The organism is uncultured Ramlibacter sp., assembly GCF_936925435.1.
In the GTDB taxonomy this organism is placed as follows: Bacteria; Pseudomonadota; Gammaproteobacteria; order Burkholderiales; family Burkholderiaceae_C; genus Ramlibacter.
On sequence record NZ_CAKZHQ010000050.1, the window covers coordinates 32,682 to 58,026 of the forward strand.

Annotated in this window: 24 protein-coding genes; 15 read left to right on the forward strand and 9 right to left on the reverse strand. The window is 64.3% G+C overall.

All coding sequences use genetic code 11. The features are described from left to right. Nucleotides 1–5: 5 nt before the first annotated feature. Nucleotides 6–239 (reverse strand): 50S ribosomal protein L28, encoded by a 234-nt coding sequence (rpmB, locus tag Q0632_RS20450; protein ID WP_298933695.1) that lies wholly within the window; start codon nt 237–239, stop codon nt 6–8. A gap of 250 nt (nt 240–489) precedes the next feature. Continuing rightward, nucleotides 490–1,437, reverse strand: coding sequence for a thioredoxin-disulfide reductase (trxB, locus tag Q0632_RS20455; RefSeq protein WP_298933699.1), 948 nt, complete (start codon nt 1,435–1,437; stop codon nt 490–492). 174 nt (nt 1,438–1,611) lie between these two features. Between trxB and Q0632_RS20460 the strand changes: the two genes are divergently transcribed. From Q0632_RS20460 to lolA, 3 genes are all read left to right on the forward strand, one after another. Next, nucleotides 1,612–2,286: a Crp/Fnr family transcriptional regulator gene (locus Q0632_RS20460; RefSeq protein WP_298933701.1), complete on the forward strand. Its 675-nt coding sequence runs from the start codon at nt 1,612–1,614 to the stop codon at nt 2,284–2,286. Nucleotides 2,287–2,325: 39 nt separating this feature from the next. After that, nucleotides 2,326–4,656 (forward strand): DNA translocase FtsK, encoded by a 2,331-nt coding sequence (locus tag Q0632_RS20465; protein ID WP_298933704.1) that lies wholly within the window; start codon nt 2,326–2,328, stop codon nt 4,654–4,656. Nucleotides 4,657–4,717: 61 nt separating this feature from the next. Continuing rightward, entirely contained in the window at nt 4,718–5,350 is a 633-nt protein-coding gene (gene lolA / locus Q0632_RS20470; protein WP_298933706.1) for an outer membrane lipoprotein chaperone LolA, read from the forward strand. Here lolA and Q0632_RS20475 read toward each other — a convergent pair whose 3' ends face one another. Both Q0632_RS20475 and Q0632_RS20480 read right to left on the reverse strand, forming a co-directional pair. Then, complete coding sequence (locus Q0632_RS20475; RefSeq protein WP_298933707.1) at nt 5,351–6,196, reverse strand: GNAT family N-acetyltransferase; 846 nt, start codon at nt 6,194–6,196, stop codon at nt 5,351–5,353. It lies immediately after the preceding gene. Nucleotide 6,197: 1 nt separating this feature from the next. Further along, nucleotides 6,198–6,557 (reverse strand): hypothetical protein, encoded by a 360-nt coding sequence (locus Q0632_RS20480; RefSeq protein ID WP_298933709.1) that lies wholly within the window; start codon nt 6,555–6,557, stop codon nt 6,198–6,200. A gap of 25 nt (nt 6,558–6,582) precedes the next feature. Between Q0632_RS20480 and Q0632_RS20485 the strand changes: the two genes are divergently transcribed. The 5 genes from Q0632_RS20485 to Q0632_RS20505 all read left to right on the forward strand — a co-directional run bounded on the left by Q0632_RS20485 (nt 6,583) and on the right by Q0632_RS20505 (nt 11,722). After that, a complete protein-coding gene (locus Q0632_RS20485; RefSeq protein WP_298933711.1) occupies nt 6,583–7,890 on the forward strand; it encodes a replication-associated recombination protein A in 1,308 nt (435 codons plus the stop codon). Nucleotides 7,891–8,127: 237 nt separating this feature from the next. Next, nucleotides 8,128–9,057 (forward strand): branched-chain amino acid ABC transporter permease, encoded by a 930-nt coding sequence (locus tag Q0632_RS20490; protein WP_298933713.1) that lies wholly within the window; start codon nt 8,128–8,130, stop codon nt 9,055–9,057. A gap of 13 nt (nt 9,058–9,070) precedes the next feature. After that, on the forward strand, nt 9,071–10,174 hold the full coding sequence (locus tag Q0632_RS20495) for an ABC transporter ATP-binding protein (protein ID WP_298933715.1): 1,104 nt from the start codon (nt 9,071–9,073) through the stop codon (nt 10,172–10,174). Nucleotides 10,175–10,184: 10 nt separating this feature from the next. Then, complete coding sequence (locus Q0632_RS20500; RefSeq protein WP_298933718.1) at nt 10,185–11,009, forward strand: ABC transporter ATP-binding protein; 825 nt, start codon at nt 10,185–10,187, stop codon at nt 11,007–11,009. Beyond that, nucleotides 11,006–11,722, forward strand: a complete 717-nt coding sequence (locus Q0632_RS20505) for an ABC transporter ATP-binding protein (RefSeq protein WP_298933720.1) — start codon at nt 11,006–11,008, stop codon at nt 11,720–11,722. The genes Q0632_RS20500 and Q0632_RS20505 overlap by 4 nt, the downstream gene beginning before the upstream one ends. 5 nt (nt 11,723–11,727) lie before the next feature. Here the strand turns inward: Q0632_RS20505 and Q0632_RS20510 are convergent, their stop codons facing one another. The 4 genes from Q0632_RS20510 to Q0632_RS20525 form a co-directional block, all read right to left on the reverse strand. Beyond that, nucleotides 11,728–12,315 carry an outer membrane beta-barrel protein gene (locus tag Q0632_RS20510; protein WP_298933722.1) on the reverse strand — a complete coding sequence of 196 codons (588 nt, stop codon included), beginning with the start codon at nt 12,313–12,315 and terminating at the stop codon, nt 11,728–11,730. Between the two features lie 168 nt (nt 12,316–12,483). Continuing rightward, entirely contained in the window at nt 12,484–13,767 is a 1,284-nt protein-coding gene (locus tag Q0632_RS20515; RefSeq protein WP_298933724.1) for a glutamate carboxypeptidase, read from the reverse strand. 10 nt (nt 13,768–13,777) lie between these two features. Then, complete coding sequence (locus tag Q0632_RS20520) at nt 13,778–14,749, reverse strand: tripartite tricarboxylate transporter substrate binding protein (protein ID WP_298933726.1); 972 nt, start codon at nt 14,747–14,749, stop codon at nt 13,778–13,780. Nucleotides 14,750–14,811: 62 nt separating this feature from the next. Further along, a complete protein-coding gene (locus Q0632_RS20525; RefSeq protein WP_298933727.1) occupies nt 14,812–15,894 on the reverse strand; it encodes a CDP-6-deoxy-delta-3,4-glucoseen reductase in 1,083 nt (360 codons plus the stop codon). A 49-nt stretch (nt 15,895–15,943) separates the two neighbouring features. On the opposite strand from Q0632_RS20525, the gene Q0632_RS20530 reads away from it, so the two are divergent. Beyond that, the gene (locus tag Q0632_RS20530; protein WP_298933728.1) at nt 15,944–16,876 is read left to right on the forward strand and encodes an SDR family oxidoreductase; all 933 of its coding nucleotides are present in this window, start codon (nt 15,944–15,946) and stop codon (nt 16,874–16,876) included. 52 nt (nt 16,877–16,928) lie between these two features. On the opposite strand, the gene Q0632_RS20535 is transcribed toward Q0632_RS20530, so the two are convergent. Beyond that, nucleotides 16,929–17,945, reverse strand: a complete 1,017-nt coding sequence (locus Q0632_RS20535) for a S1C family serine protease (protein ID WP_298933730.1) — start codon at nt 17,943–17,945, stop codon at nt 16,929–16,931. Between the two features lie 99 nt (nt 17,946–18,044). Here Q0632_RS20535 and Q0632_RS20540 point away from each other — a divergent pair, with 99 nt between their 5' ends. The 6 genes from Q0632_RS20540 (at nt 18,045) to Q0632_RS20565 (ending at nt 25,345) form a co-directional block, all read left to right on the forward strand. Continuing rightward, nucleotides 18,045–19,268 carry a glycosyltransferase gene (locus Q0632_RS20540; protein ID WP_298933732.1) on the forward strand — a complete coding sequence of 408 codons (1,224 nt, stop codon included), beginning with the start codon at nt 18,045–18,047 and terminating at the stop codon, nt 19,266–19,268. Between the two features lie 602 nt (nt 19,269–19,870). Continuing rightward, a complete protein-coding gene (locus Q0632_RS20545; protein WP_298933734.1) occupies nt 19,871–20,575 on the forward strand; it encodes a sugar transferase in 705 nt (234 codons plus the stop codon). 99 nt (nt 20,576–20,674) lie between these two features. After that, complete coding sequence (locus Q0632_RS20550) at nt 20,675–22,039, forward strand: UDP-glucose/GDP-mannose dehydrogenase family protein (RefSeq protein WP_298933736.1); 1,365 nt, start codon at nt 20,675–20,677, stop codon at nt 22,037–22,039. Between the two features lie 158 nt (nt 22,040–22,197). Next, nucleotides 22,198–23,097 carry a glycosyltransferase gene (locus tag Q0632_RS20555; RefSeq protein ID WP_298933738.1) on the forward strand — a complete coding sequence of 300 codons (900 nt, stop codon included), beginning with the start codon at nt 22,198–22,200 and terminating at the stop codon, nt 23,095–23,097. Between the two features lie 65 nt (nt 23,098–23,162). Then, nucleotides 23,163–24,248, forward strand: coding sequence for a hypothetical protein (locus Q0632_RS20560; protein ID WP_298933740.1), 1,086 nt, complete (start codon nt 23,163–23,165; stop codon nt 24,246–24,248). Nucleotides 24,249–24,253: 5 nt separating this feature from the next. Beyond that, nucleotides 24,254–25,345: a glycosyltransferase family 4 protein gene (locus tag Q0632_RS20565; RefSeq protein WP_298933742.1), complete on the forward strand. Its 1,092-nt coding sequence runs from the start codon at nt 24,254–24,256 to the stop codon at nt 25,343–25,345.

The following is a 25,345-nucleotide window of genomic DNA, read 5'->3' on the forward strand; positions in this document are numbered from 1 at the left end:
GCTCCTTAAGCTTGGCCGCGTGCGCGCAGGTCTGCGAGCACGACGTCAATGCCGTTCTTGTCGATGAGGCGCAGGCCGGCGTTGGAGATGCGCAGGCGCACCCAACGGTTTTCGGTCTCCACCCAGAAACGGCGGTATTGCAGGTTCACCTGGAACCGGCGCTTGGTTTTGTTGTTGGCGTGGGAAACGTTGTTCCCGACCATCGGGCCCTTGCCCGTGACTTCGCAGACGCGTGCCATAAGCACTCCTTGAAACCGGCGGGGAACGAACGCAAACGCGCAGTGTTTGCTCCAAGCCCCGCCTCACCTCGCCCTGACGGGGGCGGTAACCGGCCGGCGCAACGCCAGCAAAGCCAAAGATTATAACCTGAATGCCAACCCGGCCTGCCGGGACCGCCGTGCCTGATTCAGGGCAACCGCGGATCCGGCTTTGCCGGTCCGCTGGTTGCGCCCCCTTGGGGAGGCGGCCGTCAGGCCGCTTCGGGGGGGGTTACTCGCTTTCGAGGAAGCGCTGGGCGTCCAGGGCGGCCATGCAGCCGGTGCCGGCGCTGGTGATGGCCTGGCGGTAGATGTGGTCCTGCACGTCGCCGGCGGCGAACACGCCGGGCACGCTGGTCATGGTGGCAAAGCCCTGCAGGCCGGACTTGGTGACGATGTAGCCGTCCTTCATCTCCAGCTGGCCCTGGAAGATCTCGGTGTTGGGCTGGTGGCCGATGGCGATGAAGCAGCCCTTGAGCACCAGGTCCTCGGTCTCGCCGGTCTTGCTGTCCTTCAGGCGCACCCCGGTCACGCCGGTGTCGTCGCCCAGCACCTGGTCCAGGGTCTTGAACAGCTTGAGCTCGATCTTGCCGGCCTTGACCTTGTCCATCAGCTTGTCGATCAGGATGGGCTCGGCCTTGAACTTGTCGCGCCGGTGGACCAGGGTGACCTTGCTGGCGATGTTGGACAGGTACAGCGCTTCTTCCACGGCGGTGTTGCCGCCGCCGATGACGCAGACCTCCTGCTCGCGGTAGAAGAAGCCGTCACAGGTGGCGCAGCCGGAGACGCCCTTGCCCATGAAGGTCTGCTCGGAGGGCAGGCCCAGATACTTGGCCGAGGCGCCGGTGGCGATGATCAGCGAGTCGCAGGTGTAGCCGCCGCTGTCGCCCTTGAGCGTGAACGGGCGCCTGCTGAAATCGACCGTGTTGATGTGGTCGAACAGCACCTCGGTCTTGAAGCGCTCAGCGTGCTCCAGGAAGCGCTGCATCAGCTCCGGTCCCTGCACGCCGTGGACGTCGGCCGGCCAGTTGTCGACCTCGGTGGTGGTCATGAGCTGGCCGCCTTGGGCGATGCCGGTGACCAGCACCGGGTTGAGGTTGGCGCGTGCGGCATAGACGGCGGCGGTGTAGCCGGCGGGGCCGGAACCGAGGATCAGGACTTTGGCGTGTTTGGTGGTCATGGTGGAGAAACCTGTGTGGGAAACGCGACAGGCCGGTGTACATTTCGGGCCAGACCGGCAAGTATCAACCGTGCGGGACGCAGGTCGGGCTTGCCAATCTCAATCCTTGTGATTGTAAGAACCCATCGTCGGCGCCGCAGGCCCTCTGCAGGCGGCCACACTGGAGGGATGTAAATGTCGATGCTGTCCAATCTGGAGCTGATACGCCGCGTGCCGCTGTTCGCGCTGCTGACGGCGATCCAGGCCGAGGCGGTGGCCGAGGCGGTCACCAAGCGCCGCTTCAAGCGCGGCGAGATGATCGTGGAGCAAGGCACGAAGTCCAACACCCTGTTCATCATCCTGACCGGGCGCGTGCGCGTGATCACTTCCGACAAGCGCGGCCGTGAGGTCATCCTGGCCACGTTGCAGCCGGGTGACTACATCGGCGAGATGAGCCTGATCGACAACGAGGCGCATTCGGCCACGGTGCGCGCCGAGGTGCAGACCGACATGCTGGCCCTGGGCCGAGCCGAGTTCGCGCGCTGCCTGCCCGAGAACAGCTCGATGGCCTACGCCATCATGAAGGGCCTGGTGCAGCGCCTGCGCCAGGCCGACCGCAAGATCGAGTCGCTGGCCCTGATGGACGTGTACGGCCGCGTGGCCCGCGCCCTGCTGGAGTTCGCCACGCCCGACCGCGACGGCCTGATGACCATCCGCGACCGCATTTCGCGCCAGGACATCGCCAAGATGGTCGGCGCCTCGCGCGAGATGGTCAGCCGTGTGATGAAGGACCTGGAAGACCGCGGCTTCATCGAGACCCGTGAGGACGGTTCGATGCATATCAAGGACAGGCTCACCACCCTTGGGTGAGCGGGCTGCGGTGCGCGCTGCGGTAAGCTTGGCCGCTGGATGACTTACTCGCTCAACACCTTGAACAAAACCGCTGGCGGCGCTGCGCCGCCACGTACGGGTCTGGGACGTTTTGTCCACGAATTCGGCCTGGTGCTGGGCCTGGTGGGCCTGGTGTTCTGGCTGCTGGCGCTGGTCAGTTATTCGGCCAACGATCCCGCCTTCTCCACCTCGGGTACCGGCGCGCCGGTGAGCAACTGGGGCGGCCGGCTGGGCGCCTGGATGGCCGATGCCAGCTACTTCCTGCTGGGGTTCTCGGTCTGGTGGTGTGTCGCCGCCGGCGTGCGAGCCTGGCTGGCCACGCTGGTGCGATGGATGCACGGCAGCGTGGGCGAGCCGGCCGACCGCAGGCGCCTGACGCGCACCCGCCTGGCCTTCTGGATCGCCCTGGCCTTGCTGCTGCTGGCCAGCAGCGCGCTGGAATGGTCGCGCCTGTACCGCTTCGAGGCCCGCCTGCCGGACCACGCCGGCGGGGCCCTGGGCTACCTGGCCGGCCCGGCTGGCGTGAAGTGGCTGGGCTTCACCGGCTCGGGGCTGGTCTTTGTCGCCCTGGCGGTGCTGGGTGCGGCCGTGGTGTTCCGCTTCTCCTGGAGCCAGCTGGCCGAGACCATCGGCGCACGCATCGACGGCTTCATTGCGTCGCGCCGCGAGAAGCGCGAGATCGCCCAGGACCTGGCTTTCGGCCAGCAGGCTGCGCGCGAGCGCGAAGAGATCGTGCTGGAAGAGCGCATTGAGATCGAGGAGCACCATCCCACGCCGGTGCTGATCGAGCCGCAGCTGGTGGTGGACCTGCCGCGCAGCGAGCGCGTCGCCAAGGAGCGGCAAAAGCCCCTGTTCACCGAGATGCCCGACAGCAAGCTGCCCCAGGTCGACCTGCTCGATGGCCCGCAGGGCCGGCAGGAAACGGTCTCCCCCGAGACCCTGGAGATGACCAGCCGCCTGATCGAGAAAAAACTCAAGGACTTCGGCGTCGAAGTCCGCGTGGTGCTGGCCCAGCCGGGACCGGTGATCACGCGCTACGAGATCGAGCCGGCCACCGGCGTCAAGGGCTCGCAAATCGTCAACCTGGCCAAGGACCTGGCACGCTCGCTGTCGCTGGTCTCGATCCGGGTGGTCGAAACCATCCCCGGCAAGAACTACATGGCGCTGGAACTTCCCAACGCCAAGCGCCAGTCGATCCGCCTGTCCGAGATCCTGGGCTCGCAGGTGTACAACGAGGCCAAGTCCATGCTGACCATGGGCCTGGGCAAGGACATCATCGGCAACCCCATCGTTGCCGACCTGGCCAAGATGCCGCACGTGCTGGTGGCCGGCACCACCGGCTCGGGCAAGTCGGTGGGCATCAACGCCATGATCCTGTCGCTGTTGTACAAGGCCGAGGCGCGCGACGTGCGCCTGCTGATGATCGACCCCAAGATGCTGGAAATGTCGGTCTACGAGGGCATCCCGCACCTGCTGGCGCCGGTGGTGACCGACATGCGCCAGGCCGCCCACGGCCTGAACTGGTGCGTGATGGAGATGGAGCGCCGCTACAAGCTCCTGAGCAAGATGGGCGTGCGCAACCTGGCCGGGTACAACCACAAGATCGACGAAGCCAAGGCCAAGGAACAGTTCATCTACAACCCCTTCAGCCTGACGCCCGACAGCCCGGAGCCGCTGGACCGCCTGCCCCACATCGTGGTGGTGATCGACGAGCTGGCCGACCTGATGATGGTGGTGGGCAAGAAGATCGAGGAGCTGATCGCCCGGCTGGCGCAGAAGGCCCGCGCCGCCGGCATCCACCTGATCCTGGCCACCCAGCGGCCCAGCGTGGATGTGATCACCGGCCTGATCAAGGCCAACATCCCGACCCGCATTGCCTTCTCGGTGGGCTCCAAGATCGACAGCCGCACCATCCTCGACCAGATGGGCGCCGAGGCCTTGCTGGGCATGGGCGACATGCTGTACATGGCCAGCGGCACGGGCTTCCCGGTCCGCGTGCACGGCGCCTTCGTCAGCGACGAGGAGGTGCACCGCGTGGTGGCCTATCTCAAGGAGCAGGGCGGCGAGCCCAACTACATCGAAGGCGTGCTCGAGGGCGGCACCGTCGATGAAGACGGCGACGTGCTGGGCGAGGGCGGCTCCGCGGGCGAGAAGGACCCGATGTACGACCAGGCGGTGGAAGTGGTGCTGAAGAACCGCAAGGCCAGCATCTCCCTGGTCCAGCGCCACCTCAAGATCGGCTACAACCGCGCCGCGCGCCTTGTGGAAGACATGGAAAAAGCCGGCCTGGTCAGCGCCATGAGCGGCGCCGGCCAGCGTGAGATCCTGGTGCCCAGCCGGGCGGAATAAAAGTTACGTTTTGCCACCTGGGCTTGACCCACGGACCGGCCGCGCATGCCACGATAGACCCATGCATCAACTCATCGCTCCTTTTTTAATAGCGTTATACGTCCAATCGGCGGGGGCTACGGGCATGGAAAGCCTGGAAAACTTCGTCAAGTCGGCAAGCAGCGGGCGCGCCGAGTTCAGCCAGGTGGTGACGGCCCCGGCGCGCGACGGCCAGGCCGCGCGCAGCAAGACCTCCAGCGGCAGCTTCGAGTTCGCCCGGCCCAACCGCTTCCGTTTCATCTACAAGAAACCTTTCGAGCAGACCATCGTGGCCGACGGCCAGACCCTGTGGCTGCACGACGTGGACCTCAACCAGGTGACGGCGCGCAAGCAGGCCCAGGTGCTGGGCTCGACGCCGGCGGCCCTGATCGCCTCCGCGCCTGACCTGGGCGCCCTGCGCAAGGACTTCAACCTGGAGGCCGTGGCGGACAAGGACGGCCTGCAATGGGTGCAGGCCACGCCCAAGGCCAAGGACGGCCAGCTGGCCAGCGTGAAGGTGGGGTTCCGTGGCAACGAGTTGGCGGCGCTGGACATCCTGGACAGCTTCGGCCAGCGCTCGCTGATGACCTTCAGCAAGATGGAAACCAATGTCGCCGTGCCGGCCGAAGCCTTCCAGTTCAAGCCGCCGCAGGGCGCGACTGTCGTCAAACAGTAGCTAGCCCAGCTCGAAGCTGGTGATGCCGTACATGCGGTCTAGCGGCAGCACGGGCGGTGAGCCGGTGTACATGCGGGCCGTCTCGAACACCTTGGTCATGCCGTGCCGGCGGGCCAGCGCCAGGGCCGCGGCATTGGGTTCGGCGATGTCCAGGTAGAGCGGGTCCTGCGCCGGCACGCTGGTGGCCAGGGCCAGGTACAAGGCCTGGGCGGCCGCCTCGCTGTCCGCGAACAAGGGGCCGATCTTGTGGCCGCTGCGGCAGGGCCGCACCAGACCGTAGCCCTGCAGACTGCCGTTGTTCACGAAGCCCAGCGCGCAGGCCTGGGGCTGTGCGATCCAGTCGCGCAGGAATTGCGCGCGGTCGTCCGGAAAGAAGGGCGCGTCGTAGCCGCGCACGGTCTCGAACGGCAGGCTGTCCAGCGGCACGATGCGGGGGTCGATGGCCGCACCGGCCAGGCCTCGGCCCTCATAGCGCGCATTGCGCCAGGCCATGCGAAAGCCCGACTTGCGGTAATTGGCCTGCTGCGCCGGCACGCCGTCCAGGCCGACCTGACGCCCCGCCAGCCTGGCCATGCCGGCTTGCCACAGCTGCCAGCCCAGGCCCTGACCACGCACGTCCGGCAGCACGATGTACAGACCCAGGAAGCCGGCGCCGGTGCCATAGCGCACCACCGAGATGGCGGCCACCGGCCGGCCGCCCTGCTCACCCACCAGAAAGCCTTCGGGGTCGGCGGCGTGGAAGGTCTGACCATCGTGCAGGCCGGGATTCCAGCCTTCCTGCGCCGCCCACTCGATGGCCTGCGCCATGTCCGCGCTGCCCATGGTCCGGATGCGCAGCGGCGCCATCTCAGATCTCGCGGGTGATCTTCTCGAGCTGCTTGCGCTCGATGAATTCGTCCATGCGCGAGAGCAGGCGCCACCATTCGCTGCCGTCCTCGCGGTAGACCCGCATGGCGCCGGCGCGCACCAGGATCTTGCGCAATTCGTCGTCTTCAAAGCCGCCCAGGTGTGCCCTGAGGGTCTCGAAGGAGCGGTCGGTGAAGCTCTTGTGGCTGAGGAAATGCCGGGCGGTGGACTCCGCCATGAACTCGGTCTTGTGCTGCTGCTCCAGCATGCGCTGCTGGTGGGCGAACTGCTGGCGATTGAGCAGAAAGCTGATGCCGCCGCCGATCAAGGCGCCCAGCAAGGCGGAGAGGGCTGATTCCATGATGGCCGGACTATAAACTCAGCACGTGGCGAAGTCCTCCCCCTCTACCCATCCCCCCCTGGCCGAACGCCTGCGCCCCCAGACCCTGGGCGAGGTGATCGGCCAGCAGCACCTGCTGGGCGAGGGCATGCCGCTGCGCATCGCCTTCGAGTCCGGCCAGCCGCACAGCTGCATCCTGTGGGGGCCTCCGGGCACCGGCAAGACCACCATTGCGCGCCTGATGGCCGATGCCTTCGATGCCCAGTTCATCACCATCAGCGCGGTGCTGGGCGGGGTCAAGGACATCCGCGAGGCGGTGGAGCAGGCCCAGGTGGCGCAAGGGATCATGGGATCCGAAGGCCGACGCACCATCGTCTTCGTCGACGAGGTCCACCGCTTCAACAAGAGCCAGCAGGACGCCTTCCTGCCGCATGTGGAGTCGGGGCTGTTCACCTTCATCGGCGCCACCACCGAGAACCCGTCCTTCGAGGTCAACTCCGCCCTGCTGTCGCGCGCCGCCGTCTATGTGCTGCAGCCGCTGGCCGAGGAGGACCTCAAGCAGATCGTCGCCAAGGCCCAGGCCATCGACGCCGTGCCGCCCATCGAGGCGTCGGCGATCGACCGGCTGGTGGCCTATGCCGACGGCGATGCCAGGCGTTTGCTCAACACGCTGGAGACCCTTGCCGTCGCCGCCAGCAGCGAAAAGCTGGCCGAGGTGACGGATGTCTGGCTGCTGCGCGTGCTGGGCGAGCGCATGCGCCGCTACGACAAGGGCGGCGAGCAGTTCTACGACACCATCAGCGCCCTGCATAAAAGCGTGCGCGGTTCCGACCCCGATGCATCGCTGTACTGGTTTGTGCGCATGCTCGACGGCGGTGCCGATCCGCGCTACATGGCGCGCCGCCTGGTGCGCATGGCCAGCGAGGACATAGGCCTGGCCGATCCGCGTGCTCTGCGGCTGGCGCTGGACGCGGCCGAGACCTACGAGCGCCTGGGCACGCCCGAGGGCGAGCTGGCCCTGGCGCAGTGCGTGCTCTATCTGGCGGTGGCGCCCAAATCCAACGCGGCCTACACCGCCTTCAACGAGGCCAAGGCCCTGGTCAAGAAGGATGGCACGCGGCCCGTGCCCATGCATCTGCGCAATGCGCCCACCAAGCTGATGAAGGACCTTGATTACGGCAAGGACTACCGCTATGCCCACAGCGAGGAGGGTGGTTTCGCGGCCGGCGAAAACTATTTCCCCGAGGGCATGGCCGCGCCGCAGTTCTACCGGCCGGTCGAGCGCGGCCTGGAAATCCGCATCGCCGACAAGCTGCGCGAACTCAAGCGGCTCAACGGCCAGCAGGACCGGTAAAGCAGAGACGCCTCTCTAAAACTGCGCGAAGAGGGAAAACCCCGCCAAGGGAATGCTTTTGCAGTCAGTTCCCGTCGCTACAATCGCCCCCACAAACCCGCCCATGGAGCAGCTTGGCGGGTTTTTTGCTAGCTGGATGGGGGATTCATGAGATCCGCCGCCGGCGACAGGGCCGGGGTCAACAGCGCCCCGGGCCAACCTGGCTGGCAAGGCCGGTCAAAAACACGGAGAAGCAATATGGAAATCCTGCTGCAACAGATCATCAACGGTCTGGTTCTCGGCAGCATGTATGCCTTGGTAGCGTTGGGCTACACCATGGTGTACGGCATCATCAACCTGATCAACTTTGCGCACGGCGAGGTGCTCATGGTGGGTGCGCTCACCAGCTGGGCGATCATCGTGACCATGCAGGAGGCCATGCCCGGCGCGCCGGGCTGGATCATCCTGATCATCGCGATGGTGATCGCCTGCGTGGTCGCCGCGGCGCTCAATTTCGTCATCGAGAAGGTGGCCTACCGGCCGCTGCGCAACAGCCCCAAGCTGGCGCCATTGATCACCGCCATCGGCATGTCCATCCTGCTGCAGACGCTGGCCATGATCATCTTCAAGCCCAACTACAAGCCCTATCCCACGCTGCTGCCAGCTGCGCCCCTGAACATCGGCGGTGCGGTGATCACGCCCACCCAGATCATGATTCTGGGCCTGACGGCGGTGTCGCTGGCCGTCCTGATGTACCTGGTCAACTACACCAAGCTGGGCCGAGCGATGCGCGCCACCTCGGAGAACCCGCGGGTGGCCGCGTTGATGGGCGTCAAGCCCGACACGGTGATCTCGGCCACCTTCATCATTGGCGCGGTGCTGGCCACCATCGCCGGCGTGATGTACGCCTCCAACTACGGCACGGTGCAGCACACCATGGGCTTCCTGCCCGGCCTCAAGGCCTTCACCGCGGCGGTGTTCGGCGGCATCGGCAACCTGGCCGGCGCGGTGGTCGGCGGCATCCTGCTGGGGCTGATCGAGTCGATCGGCTCGGGCTACATCGGCTCGCTGACCGGCGGGGTGCTGGGCAGCCACTACTCCGACATTTTCGCTTTCATCGTGCTGATCATCATGCTGACCCTGCGCCCCTCGGGCTTGCTGGGTGAGCGGGTGGCGGACCGGGCTTGAGGAGGACATCACCATGATGAATTTCATCAACAAGCAAAACAAGTATGTGGTCTACGCGCTGGGCGCGCTGGCCCTGGCCATCCTGCCGCTGCTGCTGCAGGGCATGGGCAACTTCTGGGTGCGCATCGCCGACATGGCGCTGCTCTACGTGCTGCTGGCCCTGGGCCTGAACATCGTGGTCGGCTATGCCGGCCTGCTGGACCTGGGCTTCGTCGCCTTCTTCGCCATCGGCGCCTACATGTACGGCCTGCTGGCGTCGCCGCACCTGGCCGAGAGCTTCGCCTGGATCGCAGCGAGTTTTCCCGCGGGCTTGCATTTGCCGATCTACCTCGTGATCCCGGCCGCGGCCTTGCTGGCCGGGGTGCTGGGCATCCTGCTGGGTGCGCCGACCCTCAAGCTGCGCGGCGACTACCTGGCCATCGTGACCCTGGGCTTCGGCGAGATCATCCGCGTCTTCCTGAACAACCTGGACCATCCGGTCAACATCACCAACGGGCCCAAGGGGCTCAACCAGATCGACTCGATCAAGTTCTTCGGCCTGAACCTGGGCAAGCCGCTGGAGATCGGCAGCTACACGCTCAACTCGGTCACGCAGTACTTCTACCTGTTCCTGGCCCTGGTGCTGGTCAGCGTGGTCATCTGCCACCGGCTGGAGCGCTCGCGCATCGGCCGCGCCTGGATGGCCATCCGCGAGGACGAGATCGCCGCCAAGGCCATGGGCATCAACACCCGCAACATGAAACTGCTGGCCTTCGGCATGGGCGCCACCTTCGGCGGCGTCTCCGGCGCCATGTTCGCGGCCTTCCAGGGCTTCGTCTCGCCCGAGTCGTTCAGCCTGATGGAGTCGGTGATGATCGTCGCCATGGTGGTGCTTGGCGGCATCGGCCACTTGCCCGGCGTGATCCTGGGCGCGGTGCTGCTGTCGGCCCTGCCCGAGGTGCTTCGCTGGGTCTCCGGCGTGTTCGACCTGCAGTTGCTCACGGGCGGCCGGCTCGACGCCTCCATCCTGCGCCAGCTGCTGATCGCGCTGGCCATGATCATCGTCATGCTGCTGCGTCCGCGCGGCCTGTGGCCGGCGCCGGAACACGGCAAGTCGCTGCAGCCCGCCGCCAAGTAAGGAGAACACCATGGCAGAAACAGTTCTCCGCGTCGCCGGAATCTCCAAGCGCTTCGGCGGCCTGCAGGCCTTGTCGGACGTGGGCCTGACCATCGAGCGTGGCCAGGTCTACGGCCTGATCGGCCCCAACGGCGCCGGCAAGACCACCTTCTTCAACGTCATCACCGGCCTGTACACGCCCGACAGCGGGACTTTCGAGCTGGCGGGCAAGCCCTACAAGCCCACGGCTGTGCACGAGGTGGCCAAGGCCGGCATCGCCCGCACTTTCCAGAACATCCGCCTGTTCTCGGACATGACGGCGCTGGAAAACGTGATGGTCGGCCGCCACATCCGCACCCACTCGGGCCTGCTGGGCGCCATCTTGCGCACCCCCGGCTTCAAGAAGGAAGAGGCGGCCATTGCCAAGCGCTCGCAGGAGCTGCTGGACTACGTGGGCATCGGCAAGTACGCCGACTACAAGGCCCGCACCCTGTCGTACGGCGACCAGCGCCGCCTGGAGATCGCCCGCGCCCTGGCCACAGACCCGCAGCTGATCGCGCTGGACGAGCCGGCCGCCGGCATGAACGCCACCGAGAAGGTGATGCTGCGCGAGCTGATCGACCGCATCCGCAAGGACAACCGCACCATCTTGCTGATCGAGCACGACGTCAAGCTGGTGATGGGTCTGTGCGACCGCGTCACCGTGCTCGACTACGGCAAGCAGATCGCGCAAGGCACGCCCTATGACGTGCAGAAGAACGAGAAAGTCATCGAAGCCTACCTGGGACAAAACCACACCCAGGCGGCCGGCGCCGGCGGCCCGGCCGCGGCAGCCCTGAGCGGAGAAGAACAATGAGCAAGATCCTGCTGAAAGTCAGCGGCCTGAAGGTCGCCTACGGCGGCATCCAGGCCGTCAAGGGTGTGGACTTCGAGGTCCGCGAAGGCGAGCTGGTCACCCTGATCGGCTCCAACGGTGCCGGCAAAACCACCACCATGAAGGCCATCACCGGCACCCTGGGCGTGGCCCAGGGCGACATCGAATACCTGGGCCAGAGCATCAAGGGCAAGGGTGCCTGGGACCTGGTCAAGCAGGGCCTGGCGATGGTGCCGGAAGGCCGCGGCGTGTTCACCCGCATGACCATCACCGAGAACCTGCAGATGGGCGCCCACATCCGCAACGACAAGCCCGAGATCGCGGCCGACATGGACAAGGTGTTCACCATCTTCCCGCGGCTCAAGGAGCGCAAGGACCAACTGGCCGGCACCATGTCGGGCGGCGAGCAGCAGATGCTGGCGATGGGCCGCGCCCTGATGAGCCGACCCAAGGTACTGCTGCTGGACGAGCCCTCGATGGGCCTGTCGCCCATCATGGTCGACAAGATCTTCGAGGTGGTGCGCGAGGTCTATGCCCAGGGCGTGACGGTGCTGCTGGTGGAGCAGAACGCCAGCCGCGCGCTGCAGATCGCCGACCGTGGCTATGTGATGGAGTCGGGCCTGATCACCATGTCGGGCGAGGCCAAGGCCATGCTCAGCGATCCCAAGGTTCGGGCAGCCTACTTGGGCGAATAGGCTTTCTAGTACCTGTAGCGCAGGCCCAGGCTGGTCGAGCGCACCGCGTCGCGGCCGCTGCCGGCAAATCGCAGGTCGTGGCTGTCCCAGCCCAGGGTGGCCGACAGCTTGGGTGTGAAGTCGTAGCTGACACCGGCGCCGTAGGACAGGCCGAAACCGTTTTCCGAGCCGCCGGCCGCGCCGCTGCCGGCGGCCGTCGAAGAGTCTGTGAAGCCATAGGTTGTGCCCAGCTTGCCGAACACGCCGAAGGCGCTGCCGCCCAAGGGCGCATTGCCCACCAGGCTGAGGTTCAGGCCCTGGACCTTGGTGCTGCCGCCGGCGCGGTCGACCCGGCCCATGTTGATGTAGCCCAGTTCCACACCCCAGAAGTTGCCCAGCATGCTGCCGGCATAGAGGTTGACCGAGTTGTCCTTTTCGTCGCAGGGGAACAGGGTGTTGCCGCAGCCGACGCGGTAGTCGGACTGGCCCAGGCTCAAGCCCAGGTAGCCGCGGCTCAACGCCGGCCAGGCGGTGTTGGCTTCGCTCTGGGCCCAGGCGGGCGTGCCAGCGAGCAAGGCAAGGACACAACACAAGGCATGACGCTGCTGGGGCATGGCGTACTCCCGTGGACGGATGTCACCACTGTACGCCCTGCTTACACGCTCAGCTGTCAGAAAACCGCACAGCCAGCACAGCTTGTGGTGCCGGGGCGCTCCTTTTTCAGGAGCGCCTGGGGCAATCAAGACGGGGGCTGAGGGCCGAAAACCCCTGGAAACTGGGTTTTACAGGGCTTTGCCGGAGGCGATTTCCATGACCATGCGTGTTGCCAGATACAGACGCGGCTGGATGGAGTCGATCAGCACGTACTCGGCGTTGGTGGAATGGGCGCCGAAACCCCGCAAACCAAAGCGTTCAATCACCGGCGCCTTGGTCTGCAATGCGGCAAACGCCGCGTCGGTGCCGCCGCCTTCGGGCTCGGGGTCGACCACCAGGTTCATGGCCAGTTCCTTGTAGATGCGCTGGGCGTGCACGGCCAGGGCGCGCGAGGCGGCCGTGGCTTCCAGCGGCGGGCGCCGGTTCTCGATGGTCACCGTGACTTCCGACTCGGGCAGCAGCTTGGTCTTGATGCGTTCGGCGATCTGCTTTTCCAGGCCGGCCAGATCGGCCACCTTGAGCAGGCGGATGTCGGCCCAGGCCTGGGCGCCCGGCGGGATCATGTTGCGCACCACACCGGCCCTGGACATGGTCCAGTTCATCTTCAGGCCGCGCGCCGGCACCGACAGGTCGCGCAGTTGCAGCAGCTGGTGCGATAGCTCATACAAGGCATTGACGCCGTGTTCGGGCGCGCCGCCCGCGTGCGAGGCCCGGCCCTTGACGCTGAGCGTGGCCAGGGCGATGCCGCTGGTGGCCAGGGCGATCTTGTCGGACTCGGTGCGCGAGGCCTCGAAGGACATCACGGCATCGTGCTCGGCGCCGGCCTGGGACAGCCACTTGCGCGCGGCCGGCGAGCTGATCTCCTCGTCGCCGTTGACCATCACCGTGAGCGTGCCGTAGTCGCGCACGTTCAAGGCCTTGAGCATGGCCACCGTGTGCAGGATGACGGCCACGCCCTGCTTGTCGTCCGAAATGCCCAGTCCGTAGGCCTTGTTGCCGTCGATGCGCCAGGGCTGCTGGGCCAGCATGCCGGCCGGGTAGACCGTGTCCATGTGGGCGATCAGCAGGATCTTCTTCGTGCCCGTGCCCTTGAAGCTGGCGCGCACCGTGCGGCCGATCGCCTCGGGCTTTTCCGGCGTGTCCTCCATGCGGTAGGTGTCGGCAGCGGTCGGCTCCATGAACACCACTTCGGCGCCCAGGGCCTTGAGGCGTTCGGCGATGAAGGTCGAGGCCTTGTCCAGGCCGGCGCGGTTGGTGCTGCCGGTCTCGATTTCGACCAGGGTCTTGAGGGTCTCCAGCAGCTTGGGTTGCTCGCTGGCTGCCAGGGTCTGCACCGGGGCAACGGGCTGGGCGAAGCTGGCGGCGCAAAAGGCCAGGGCAGCCAGGGGCAGGGCGATGTGTTTGACGTGCATGTGTTCTTTCTCAGTCCACCTTGGCGCCCGAGGCCTTGACGACCTTCTCGTACTTGGCCAGTTCGGCCTTCATGAAGGCAGCGAACTCCTCGGGCGTGCTGGTCACCGGCTCGGCCAGCAGCGTGGCGAAGCGGCTCCTGGCCTCGGGCGACTGCAGTGCCGCCACGAAGGCCTGGTTGAGTTTGGCCACCACCGCCGGCGGCGTGCCTGCCGGCGCCACCAGGCCCCACCAAGTGTCGATGGAAAAGCCCTTGAGCGTGGCCGCCACCGGCGGCACGCCCGGCAGGCTGGGCGACGCGCCCAAGGTGGTGACGGCCAGTGCCTTGAGCTTGCCGCTGCGGATGTTGGGCGCGGCCGTGGCCAGGTTGTCGAAGTTGAAATCGACCTGGCCTGCCAGCAGGGCCAGCTGGGCCGGGTTGCCGCCGTTGTAGGGGATGTGCAGGGCGAAGATGCCGGCATCGCGCTTGAACATCTCGCCGGCCAGGTGGCCGGCGCTGCCGTTGCCGCCGCTGCCGTAATTGAGCTTGGCCGGGTTGGCCTTGGCGTAGGCGATCAGGTCGGCCAGGCTGTTGATCTTCAGGCGCGTGGCGGTCTCGGCGTTCATGACCAGCACGTTGGGCACGCGCACCATCTGCGTGATGGCAGCGAAGTCCCTGGTGACGTCGTAGGGCATCTTGCTGAACAGCCAGGGATTGATGGCATGGGTGGCAACCGCAGAGATTCCAATGGTCAGGCCGTCCGGCGCTGCCTTGGCCACCATGTCGGCGCCGATGTTGCCGCCACCGCCGGGCTTGTTGTCGATGATGACGGGCCCCAGCGAGTCCTTGACCCGCTCGGCCAGGATGCGGGCCGTGACGTCGATCGGGCCGCCGGCGCCGTAGGGAACGACCAGGCGGATCGGCCGCTGCTGCGCCCAGGCGCCGGTGGTCAGGAACACGGCCGCGGCCGCGACGGAAGTCAGGAAGGTGTTTCTGCGGTTCATGCCCCAATTGTCCCGATTCGGCCGGCCGGCGCAGTGTGGTTGTCCCTTACCTGCTGCGCGCTTCAGCCGTCCTTGTGCTTGTCGGCTTCGGTGGTGAAGGCGTCGGCGTAGAACTCTTCGGGCGGCAGCTTGCCCGCCGCGCTGTACTCGGCGCGGGCCGAGTCGACCACGATGGGGGCGCCGCAGGCATAGACCTGGTGGCCCGACAGGTCGGGGAAGTCTTCCAGCACCGCCTTGTGGACAAAGCCGGTGCGGCCGGTCCAGTTGTCCTCGGGCAGGGCGTTGGAGATCACCGGCACGTAGTGCAGGTTGGGCATCTCGGCCAGGCGCTCCTGCACCCAGTCATCGAGGTACAGGTCGGCCGGGCGGCGGCCGCCCCAGTACAGCGTGGCCGGCCGGGTGATGCCCTTGAACTGCATGTGCTCGATGACGGCCTTGATGGGGGCGAAGCCCGTGCCCGAGGCCAGCAGCACCATGGGCTTGTCCGAGTCTTCGCGCAGGAAGAAGCTGCCGTAAGGGCCTTCCACGCGCAGGATTTCCTTTTCCTTCATCGCGTTGAACACATGGTCGGTGAACTTGCCGCCCGGCATGTGGCGGATGTGCAGCTCGATACCGTTGCCGGTGGGCTGGGCCTCGGTCTTGACCAGGGTGTGGGGTGCGCTGGCCATGGAATAGCTGCGCCGCGCGTTGTCGCGCAGGATGAACTCCACGTACTGGCCTGCGTGGTAGCGCAGGGTATCGTTGGCGGGCAGCTGCAGCTTGATGACCATCACGTCGTGCGACTTCTTCTCCAGCGAGATCACGCGGGATGGCATCTTCTTGATGGGGAAGGCGCTTTCGTCGGTGACCTGGCGCGACTCCAGCACCACGTCCGTCAGCGGCAGGGCGCTGCAGGTGAGCACGTAGCCGGCGGCTTCCTCTTCGGCCGACAAGGCCTTGCTCTGGTGCGGGCCGTGGGCGACATCGCCTTGCAGCTTTTTGGATTTGCAGGATCCGCAGGCGCCGTCCTTGCAGCCATAGGGCAGGCCCACACCCTGGCGGATGGCGGCGGCCAGGATGGCCTCACCCTCGTTGACACTGAAGCTGCGGCCGCTGGGCTGGACCGTGACCTGGTAAGGGCCCGCGGGGGCCTGGGCGCTCGTCATGTTTTATGTATCCTCGGGCTGTCGTTTTTTGCGTGACCGCCCCCCGATTTTGCCCTCAAACCAAAGCCCCCTTGGCGCGCTGCCGGCGCGCTTTCGCCGCGAGCGTGTGCTCATCGTCGGTTGTGGTGACATTGGCCTGCGCGTGGCGCGTGGTCTGCAAGGCCGTGTGGCGCTGCGCGCGCTGACCTCCTCACCCGGCCGGGCCGCCGAGCTTCGCGGGCAGGGCATCGTGCCGCTGCAGGGCAATCTGGACCAGCCGGCCAGCCTGCGCCGTCTGGCCGGCTTGGCGACCCGCGTGCTGCACCTGGCGCCGCCGCCGGGGGAGGGCCAGACGCAATGGTGGCGCGACCCGCGCACCGTCGCCCTGTTGCGCGCCCTGCGCCTGCGCAGCGCACCGCGGTCGCTGGCCTATGGTTCCACCAGCGGTGTCTATGGGGATTGCGCTGGCGCGCGGGTGGATGAGACCCGCGCGGTGCGGCCGGCCACGCCGCGGGCCCAGCGGCGTGTCGATGCCGAGAAAGCGGTGCGCCACTTCGGCCGCGCCGCCCATGTGCGCGCCAGCATCCTGCGCATCCCGGGCATCTACGCGCCCGACCGCGAAGGCGGCACTCCGCGCGAACGCCTGCGCAAGGGCACGCCGGTGCTGCAGGCGCGCGACGACGTCTACACCAACCACATCCATGCCGACGACCTGGCGCGCGCCCTGAGCGCGGCGCTGTGGCGCGGCAAGCCTCAGCGGGTGTTCAACGCCAGCGACGACACCGAGCTGAAGATGGGCGATTACTTCGACCTGGCGGCCGACCTCTATGGCCTGCCGCGCCCGCCACGCATCGCCCGTGCGACGGCGCAGGATGAACTGCCGTTGGTCTTGCTCAGCTTCATGGGCGAGTCGCGCCGGCTGGACAACGCCCGGCTGAAAAAGGAACTGCGCCTGCGCCTGCGCTACCCCACGGTGGAATCCGGTTTGCTCCCGATTCGATAGCGCCTTAGGTCCATTGGACGGGGGCTACAGCCCGATTTTCGAATGATGCAGGCTAGATGCCAGCCGGTTTGGCCATGGTGCTCATGCGGTCCACCGCCTTGAGCGTGATGGTCTTGATGTCGGCGCCCTGCAGCACCGTGAGCTGGACCTCGTCGTCCGGGTTGGCGTGGGCCCACAGGCGCTTGTAGAACTCTTCCAGGCTGCTCACTTTGCTGCCGTCCACGGCCAGCACCACGTCGCCGGGCTGCAGGCCGGCGGCCTCGGCCGGGCTGTCCTTGTTGGTCCGCACGATCTGCACCCGGCCGCCCTGCTCGCTGGAGGTCAGGCCCAGCCAGGGGCGGCGGCTTTGCTTGCTGCTGCCGGTGCGCTGCATCTCTGCCAGGATGGGTTTGAGCAGGTCCACCGGCACGAACATATTGCCTGGCAGGCGGCGGCTGTCACCCAGCGCATCGCCGACGAACAGGCTGCCGATGCCCAGCAGCTCGCCGCGCTGGTTGAACAGCGGCGCGCCGCTGTGGTTGCCGATGGGCGGACTCGTGAACAAAGCCGCATCAATGTGATATTCCCAGTAACCGGAGAAAGAACGCTTGCTGACCAATTGCGTCATGGCCACGTCGCCGTCCTCGCCGCCGGTGGCGGCCATCAGCGCATCGCCGGCCTTGACGTCGGCCTGGCTGCCCAGTGGCACCGGACTGACGCCGCGCAGCGGCAGCAGCGGGCGCAGCAGGCCAAAGCCGGTGGCCAGGTCATAGGCCACTGCGCGCGCCGGCAAGGTCTTGTTGTCCTGGGTGACGATCTGGATGGTGTCGGCCTCCAGCATCAGGTAACCGATGGTCAGCACCAGGCCGTCGGCCCCGATCACCACGCCCGAGCCGCTGCGGTCCTTGCCCAGGGACTCGGCCGAACGCGCCCCTGGTGTCGCCGTGACTTGCACGCCCACCACCGCGGCGTTGGCCCGTGTGAGGGCGTCGATGACGGCCTGGGCGGCTGGGGTGGTGGGAGTGGCGGCTTGCGCCAGTGTGGACAGAAGAACCAGGAACGCGAACCACAGGCGTGAGGGCTTGGACATGGTGAAGCTCCTGGTTGGGCCGACGGGTATTCAAGAATGCTCCCAAACCGCCGTCTCTACAACACCCCCGCATGATTCCCGCGCGCTCAGCGCATGCATATGCAAAGAATCCTCTTCATCCACCAGAACTTCCCCGGCCAGTTTGTCCACGTGGCGCAGGAACTGGCGCGCCAGGGCGCTGAAGTGGTGGCGCTGGGGATCGAGGGCAGGCCCGTGCCCGGCGTCAAGTTCCTGCGCTACCAGGTGAGCGTCCCGGCCCAGGCCAGCCAGGTGCCGGGCGTGGCCGACTTCGAAGTCAAGGTGCTGCGCGGCAGGGCCTGCCTGGCGGCGATGGCCAAGCTCAAGGCCGGCGGCTTCAGGCCCGACCTGATCGTGGCCGATCCCGGCTGGGGCGAGGCCCTGTTCTGCAAGGACGCCTGGCCGGCGGTGCGGCTGGTCATGTTTGCCGAGTTTTTCTACCAGGCCGAAGGCGCGGATTGCAGCTTTGATCCGCAATTGAGCACCGACACGCTGGAGGGGCGCGCCCGCTTGCGTTTAAAAAACACCGTCCACCTGCATGCATTGGCCGCGGCCGACGCCATCTACACGCCGACTCATTGGCAGAAAAAACAGCTGCCGCCGCAATACCAGAAGAAGACCGCCGTCATCTTCGACGGCATCGACACCGATTTGGTCAAGCCTGATGCCGGCGCGTTCATCACGCTGCAGCGTGACAACCTGACTCTAAAGGCCGGCGATGAGGTGCTCACTTTCGTCAACCGCAACCTCGAGCCTTACCGGGGCTTCCATGCCTTCATGCGGGCGCTGCCGGAGATCCTGGCCCAGCGTCCCAAAGCGCGTTGCCTGATCGTGGGCGAGGACTCGGTCAGTTACGGCGCGCCGCCCGCCGCCGGCGGCACCTGGCGGCAAGCCATGCTCAAGGAAGTAGGGGGCCGCCTGCCGTTGGAGCGCGTGCACTTCCTGGGGCGCCTGAAATACGCCGACTACCTGCGGGTGCTGCAGGTGTCGGCCTGCCATGTCTACCTGACCTATCCCTTCGTGCTGTCCTGGAGCTGCCTGGAGGCCATGAGCGCGGGCTGCACGGTGCTGGCCAGCGCCACTGCACCGGTCAAGGAGGTGATCAAGGACGGCGAGAACGGGCTGCTGTTCAACTTCTTCGACACCCAGGAACTGGTGCGCAAGGCGATTGGCATTCTGGACGGCTCGGCAGCCCAGAAGTCCATAGGCAAGAACGCCAGACAAACTGTCGTGGATAGCTACGACCTGCGAACTGTTTGCCTGCCCAGGCAGCAGGAGTTTTTGCAGCAGGCGATCCAGGCCTGAACGGCGCGCGTGGTGGCTCGGCTGAGCCCGCGCAGTGTGCGCGCATCGTTTTATGCCTCGGTCGTGATGTATTGCCTGCTACGGCTTCTTTCGCCTTGGATGGAAACCGTTTTCCCTGCCCAAATCGGGCAAGCTGCTGACTCTGGTGCGTGGCTGGCATCTCGTATCTGCTGATATGTGCGTTTGCGGCGCTGGTCTTTCTGTGCCGGATTCGAGTGATCGTGTTCGAACGGACGCGGCAGCATCGTGTCCGGAGGCTGCGGCCCATCCCCGAGCTTTGAGGCGGCGTCAGAGGCGCCCTCCTTAAGTGCAAGCTCAAAACATAGAAGTGAGTGAATACTCCCTTCGATGGCGGCATACGGCTTGAAAAGGAAACCTCCCGGCTGGCGTTACCGAAGGATTAACGTTCTGAAACTACTGTAACGAGTTTGTCGACAATCTTGGTCAATACGCCAGATGGAGTACTCGTGTTTGCGAATATTTCACTAGTTTTGAGCTTGTAACCAAAACTGTACGTTGTGTAACATCGGCGCCTCAGCCAATCAGTTATTGTGCTGTGCAGCAATTTCGCTTCTGATAGGTCATTTACGGGAGTCATAGCCATGTACCGGCAAGATTTAGAGGACTCGCATACCGTGCTAAATGCCTCGCAGTGGGTTGCTGGCGACAAGTACTCTGCGCCGAAACGCAGCCCGCTGGCCCTGGCGGCAAAGCGCGCGATTGATATTTTCGGCGTGCTGGTGTTTGTCACCCTGTTTTTGCCCGTGTACCTGGCTGTGGCCTTGGGCGTGCGGCTCTCGTCTCGTGGCCCTGTCCATTATTTTCAGGACCGCGTCGGCCGCGACGGGAAGTTGTTCCGTTTCTACAAATTTCGCTCCATGGTGCCGAACTCGGAAGAAATTCTGACTTCCTTTCTGCATAGCGACCCGCAAGCGAAGTCGCAATGGGATACCCACCAGAAGTTGGAGCGGGATCCACGCATCACGCCCTTTGGCCGCTTTATCCGCCGCACCAGCCTGGACGAGTTGCCGCAAATGTGGAATGTGCTGATGGGTGACATGAGTCTGGTGGGGCCACGGCCTTGCATGCCTGGCCAGGAAAAGTATTACGGCAAGTACTGGCGCACTTACTGCGCCGTCAATCCGGGGCTGACGGGGTTGTGGCAAGTCAGCGGGCGCAGCAAACTCAGCTTTGAGGACCGGGTCCGGCTGGAGGCGCGTTACGTGCGGGAATGGACTCTGCTGGGCGACTTCAAAATCCTGCTCAAAACCGTCAAAGTGGTTCTTTGGGCCGATGGCTCGCATTGACGAGCAATTTCCTCCTTATCGTCCGGGCGTGGCATGCCCCATGCCAAAATTCGCCCATCATTCTCAGGCGCGTCGCGCCACAAATAGACGGACTGACACATGAATTTGACAGTGGTGGGAACGGGCTATGTCGGCCTGGTAACGGGGGCATGTTTCGCCGAGATGGGCAACTCGGTCACTTGCGTCGATGTCGATGAACGCAAGGTTGAAGCCCTCAAAAAGGGCGTCATCCCGATCTACGAGCCAGGCCTGGAGGGAATTGTCGTCTCCAATGCTGCCGCTGGCCGCCTGCTTTTCACCACCGACCTCGGTGAGGCAATGGCCCGTTCGTCGCTGATCTTCATCGCTGTCGGTACACCTTCAGGCGAGGACGGTTCCGCCGATCTCACGCACGTGAAGGCCGTCGCCTCCCAGATCGGGCAACGGCTCACCCAGCGCAGCGTGGTGGTCAACAAATCGACGGTGCCCGTCGGTACTGGCGACCTGGTTCGCGATGCGGTGCAAGCCGAATTGGACCGGCGCGGTGCAAAGGTGGAGTTCGATGTGGTCTCCAACCCAGAATTCCTGAAGGAGGGCGCGGCGGTCGCTGACTTCATGAGCCCCGACCGCATCGTCATCGGCAGCAGCACCGGCTGGGCGCGCGAAGTCATGAGCGATTTATATGCTCCCTTCGTGCGCAATCATCCGCGCATTGTCCATATGAGCGTGCGCGATGCAGAGATGACCAAGTACGCGGCCAATGCCATGTTGGCCACAAAAATCTCGTTCATCAACGAGATCGCCAATCTCTGCGAGCACCTGGGCGTCGACGTCGAGAATGTCCGCCTGGGCATCGGCAGCGACCAGCGCATCGGGTTCCATTTCATTTACCCCGGCGCGGGTTACGGTGGCTCCTGCTTCCCCAAGGATGTCAAGGCCTTGGTCAACATGTGCGAGAAGCAGGACTTCGAGCCTGTGGTGCTCAGGGCGGTCGAGCAGCGCAACGCCGAGCAAAAGCGTGTGCTGTTCAAGAAGATCGAGAAGCGGTACGGCGCGCAGCTGACGGGGAAAAAGGTGTGTGTCTGGGGCTTGTCGTTCAAGCCCGGAACTGATGACATGCGCGAGGCGCCCAGCAAACCGCTCATCGAGGCGCTGCTGGCGGCCGGCGGGACAGTCGTTGCCTTCGATCCGGTGGCGATGGAGGCTGCCCGTCCCTTGTTCGCTGAGGAGGCATTCGCCTCGGGCAGACTCAGCTTCGCAACGGACCAGTACGAGGCGGCTGAGCGCGCCGACTTGCTGGTGCTGGTGACCGAATGGAAGCCTTTCCGCCATCCGGATTTCAGCAAACTGTCTCAGTCCATGTCAGGGCGCGTCATCTTTGACGGACGGAACCAATACGACCCAACGCAGCTAGCGGCGCTGGGCTTCGAATACCACGGCATCGGGCGTGAAGAACGAGGTGCTGCAGCGAGCATTGGCGCATGAATTGCATGTCTATCGTGGACTTTCTCCGCGTATTAGCCAGCATCTGCTTGGGATCGGGGGCGTTGGTGAGCCTGTCGAAGCGGGACACAATTGACGCTAACGGGGTTGCCTTCATTCCGCCTTTGACAGATCGTGTGCGCACAGATGGATGTTGATTGATGGCTGACGTGAGCGTGGTTATTCCCTGCTTCCAGGATGCGGGTGGGCTTGTTGTATGCCTTGACGGGCTGTTGGCGCAGAAAGACGCTGGTTCACTTCAGATCATCGTCGTGGACAACGGGCAGACGCCGTCGATCCAGCTACCTGAGACTTACCGAGAGCGTGTCACGCTGCTGCATGAGCCGCGCCCCGGGTCTTATGTCGCGCGTAATGCGGGGATCGCCGCTGCGACGGCTTCCGTGGTTGCATTCACCGATGCGGACTGCTTGCCGCAGGTGGATTGGGTGGCACGTGCCCTTGCGTTTTTCCGCGAGAATCCTTCAGTCGATTTGGTCGCTGGCCGCGTCACGTTGTTCACCCAAACAGGTGCGCCACCGCGCACCTGTGCGGAACTGTATGAGAACCATTTCGCCTTCCGGCAAGAAGATAATGTGAAGGCGGGGTATGCGGTTACGGCCAACCTATTCGTGCGCCGGCAGGTGTTCGACCGAGTGGGGGCCTTCGACCCCGTCACCTATTCGGGTGGAGATGCGGAGTTCACGCGCAGGGCCGTGGCAGGGGGGAGCCGACTCGCGTATTGTGGTGATTCGGTCGTCAAACATGCAATGCGAAGCGACCTCGATGAGCTGATTTCCAAGGTTCACCGGATCGTGGGGGGGGCCTACCGACTGCGTCATGTGGATGCCGTGTTTCAAGAGCCGTTTCGCCTCAAGGCGATTCTGAAGTCCTTGGTGGCGCCACTCTATTACGTGTTCAAATTCGTGCCGCACTTACTGCGTGGCCAAATGAGTCTCGCGAATTACCTGAAACTGATCTACGCGATACACGCTCTTCGCTTGCACAGCGTGTATGTCAGAATCGCGTACCGCCTTAAACTGAAGAGCGACTTCGTTCGCTAACGATGCGCCTACCCAAGGTCTTTGCCATTTTCGCGCGCGGGAAATCACGTCCGCTGGAAAGAAGTGTGTCCGTCCTGCTCTGGATGGGAACTTTCCTGATGATGTGTATCCTCGCCTTCGTCAAAGAAGGCGTGCTGCCCGCATACTTCTTTTTCGACTCCTATCAGATCAGCACCTTGATTGCGGGTGGCTCAGTCGATGAATTAGCAGCGGGCGAATCTTTTGGCAGCGCGGCCGCGTTCTACAACATTCTCGGGTTGACCGACCGCGACATTGCGGTTCCAGCAATTTCCGTCTTGGTGATTCTGGGATTTTTCCTGCATTTCATCAAGAGGGCGAAGGCAGACGCGATTGCATTCTCCGACTTCGTGATCTTCGGGTATTTCTGCCTGCTGTTGATCGTTTATGCCACGACCTTCAGCAAGGATTTCATCGTCCTGTTCCTGTTGATTGGATTCGTCTTCCTGGAGCGGCGCGGCGTGATCGGTTTGGCGGCGTGGTCTGCTCTGGCATTGGTCTACGCCTATTACTTCCGGGCGTATTGGTCGCTGGTCATCATTGAGTTTTGGGGCTTGTATTTCGTCATGCGGGTGACCCGGAAGCTGAGGTATGTATTCATCGCCATGTTCTTCTCCTTGCTGGTGCTCTCATTTGCAATGCAGGAGTATCTGGGCTTCAGGGTGGACTATTTCCGCTACGCAGTGAACCAAATGAGGTTGCGGGAGGGGAATGTGAATGCGAATACCATGATCATGCCTTGGCTACCCGGCGGCGATGTACTGACGGGATGGGTCAATGTTTCTTTGACATTGATCACCCTGATCCTGCCCATCCCTCTGCTGCTGCTTTTGACTCCATACTACCTGGTGCTCTTTACCTTGACTATTACGGCGTTCGTCAAGTTCTTCCGTGCGATTCGTGCGTTGTTGCGGCAGGGGGTGCGCGGCGGCTTGATCAACTACGCTGTGCTGATCCTGGCCTTTATGACCATTCAGAGCATTTTCGAGCCGGACTACGGCAGCTATGCGCGGCACTTAGCACCGTTTTACCCCCTATTCATCAGCATCTTGTTCAGTAGAGTCACGCTTGGCCGACGTGACACCCAGCCCGTTCCGTTTGAGACGGCGAATTCAGCGAACACGTGGCGATGAGGATTTTGCATATCGCCGAAACCAGCAAGGGCGGGGTTGGTACGGTGATGGGAGAACTGATTCGCGATCAGTGCCAGCGATACGGCCGCGATCAAGTTTCCTATTTGGTGCCTTCCGAACATGCTGAGGATTTAGGTTTGGACAAGCTGCCTGGCGCATATATCTTCCGACGCACCGGTAGAAACGTCAGATCGTTGCTTCTGCTGTGGCGCGAAACCTTGTCTTTGATCCGCATGCTTAGGCCGGAAATCGTGCACCTGCATAGCACTTTTGCGGGCTTGATCGGGCGCTTGGCCGTACTGACGCTGCCTCGAGATCGCCGCCCGGCGATCATCTATTGTCCGCATGCGTTTGCATTCCTTCAGCATGGCAGCCGCAGCAAACTCACAGCGTATCGCCTTGCCGAACGCATGCTGAGTCCGATGGCTGCGAAGATCATTTGCGTAAGCGAATTCGAACGACAGGAAGGGGTCCAGGCCGGAATCGATGCCGATCGCTTGTGCGTCATCTATAACGGTGTACGCAATGAGGCGGGCTCTGGCGAACAACTTGACCCGTACCTTCCGGGTGTGACGAAGAATTTGCTTTTTGTCGGCAGGTTCGATCAGCAGAAGGGCTTTGATGTCCTGTTGCGGGCTATGGGGGAGTTGTATGGCGCCCCTGTGCGGTTGACGGCGATCGGCGCAGCGGTAGTGGGGAGCACGCAGCCTCCAAATCTGCCGAATGTTACATACACTGGGTGGATCGCCTCTCGCAAACTGGCACCCTATTTCATGTTTGCAGATGCTCTGATCATTCCGAGTCGATGGGAGGGGTTCGCGATGGTTCCGTTGGAGGCGATGCAATATGGTTTGTGCGTGATTGCCAGCGATGCGTGCTCACTGCCTGAGCAGGTGATCTCGGGGGTCAATGGGGAGTTGTTCCCTTCGGGTGACTGGCGCGCGTTGGCGGGGACCATCCAGAATGGCGACCCGGGAGCTTGGCGGAAACTCGGCGCTCAAGGGCGACACATGTACCAGGAAAAATTCACCCCCGAAGTGATGAGCGCGCAGACTGCGGCTGTGTATGAGCAACTTTGTCGGGGGGGGACATGCTAA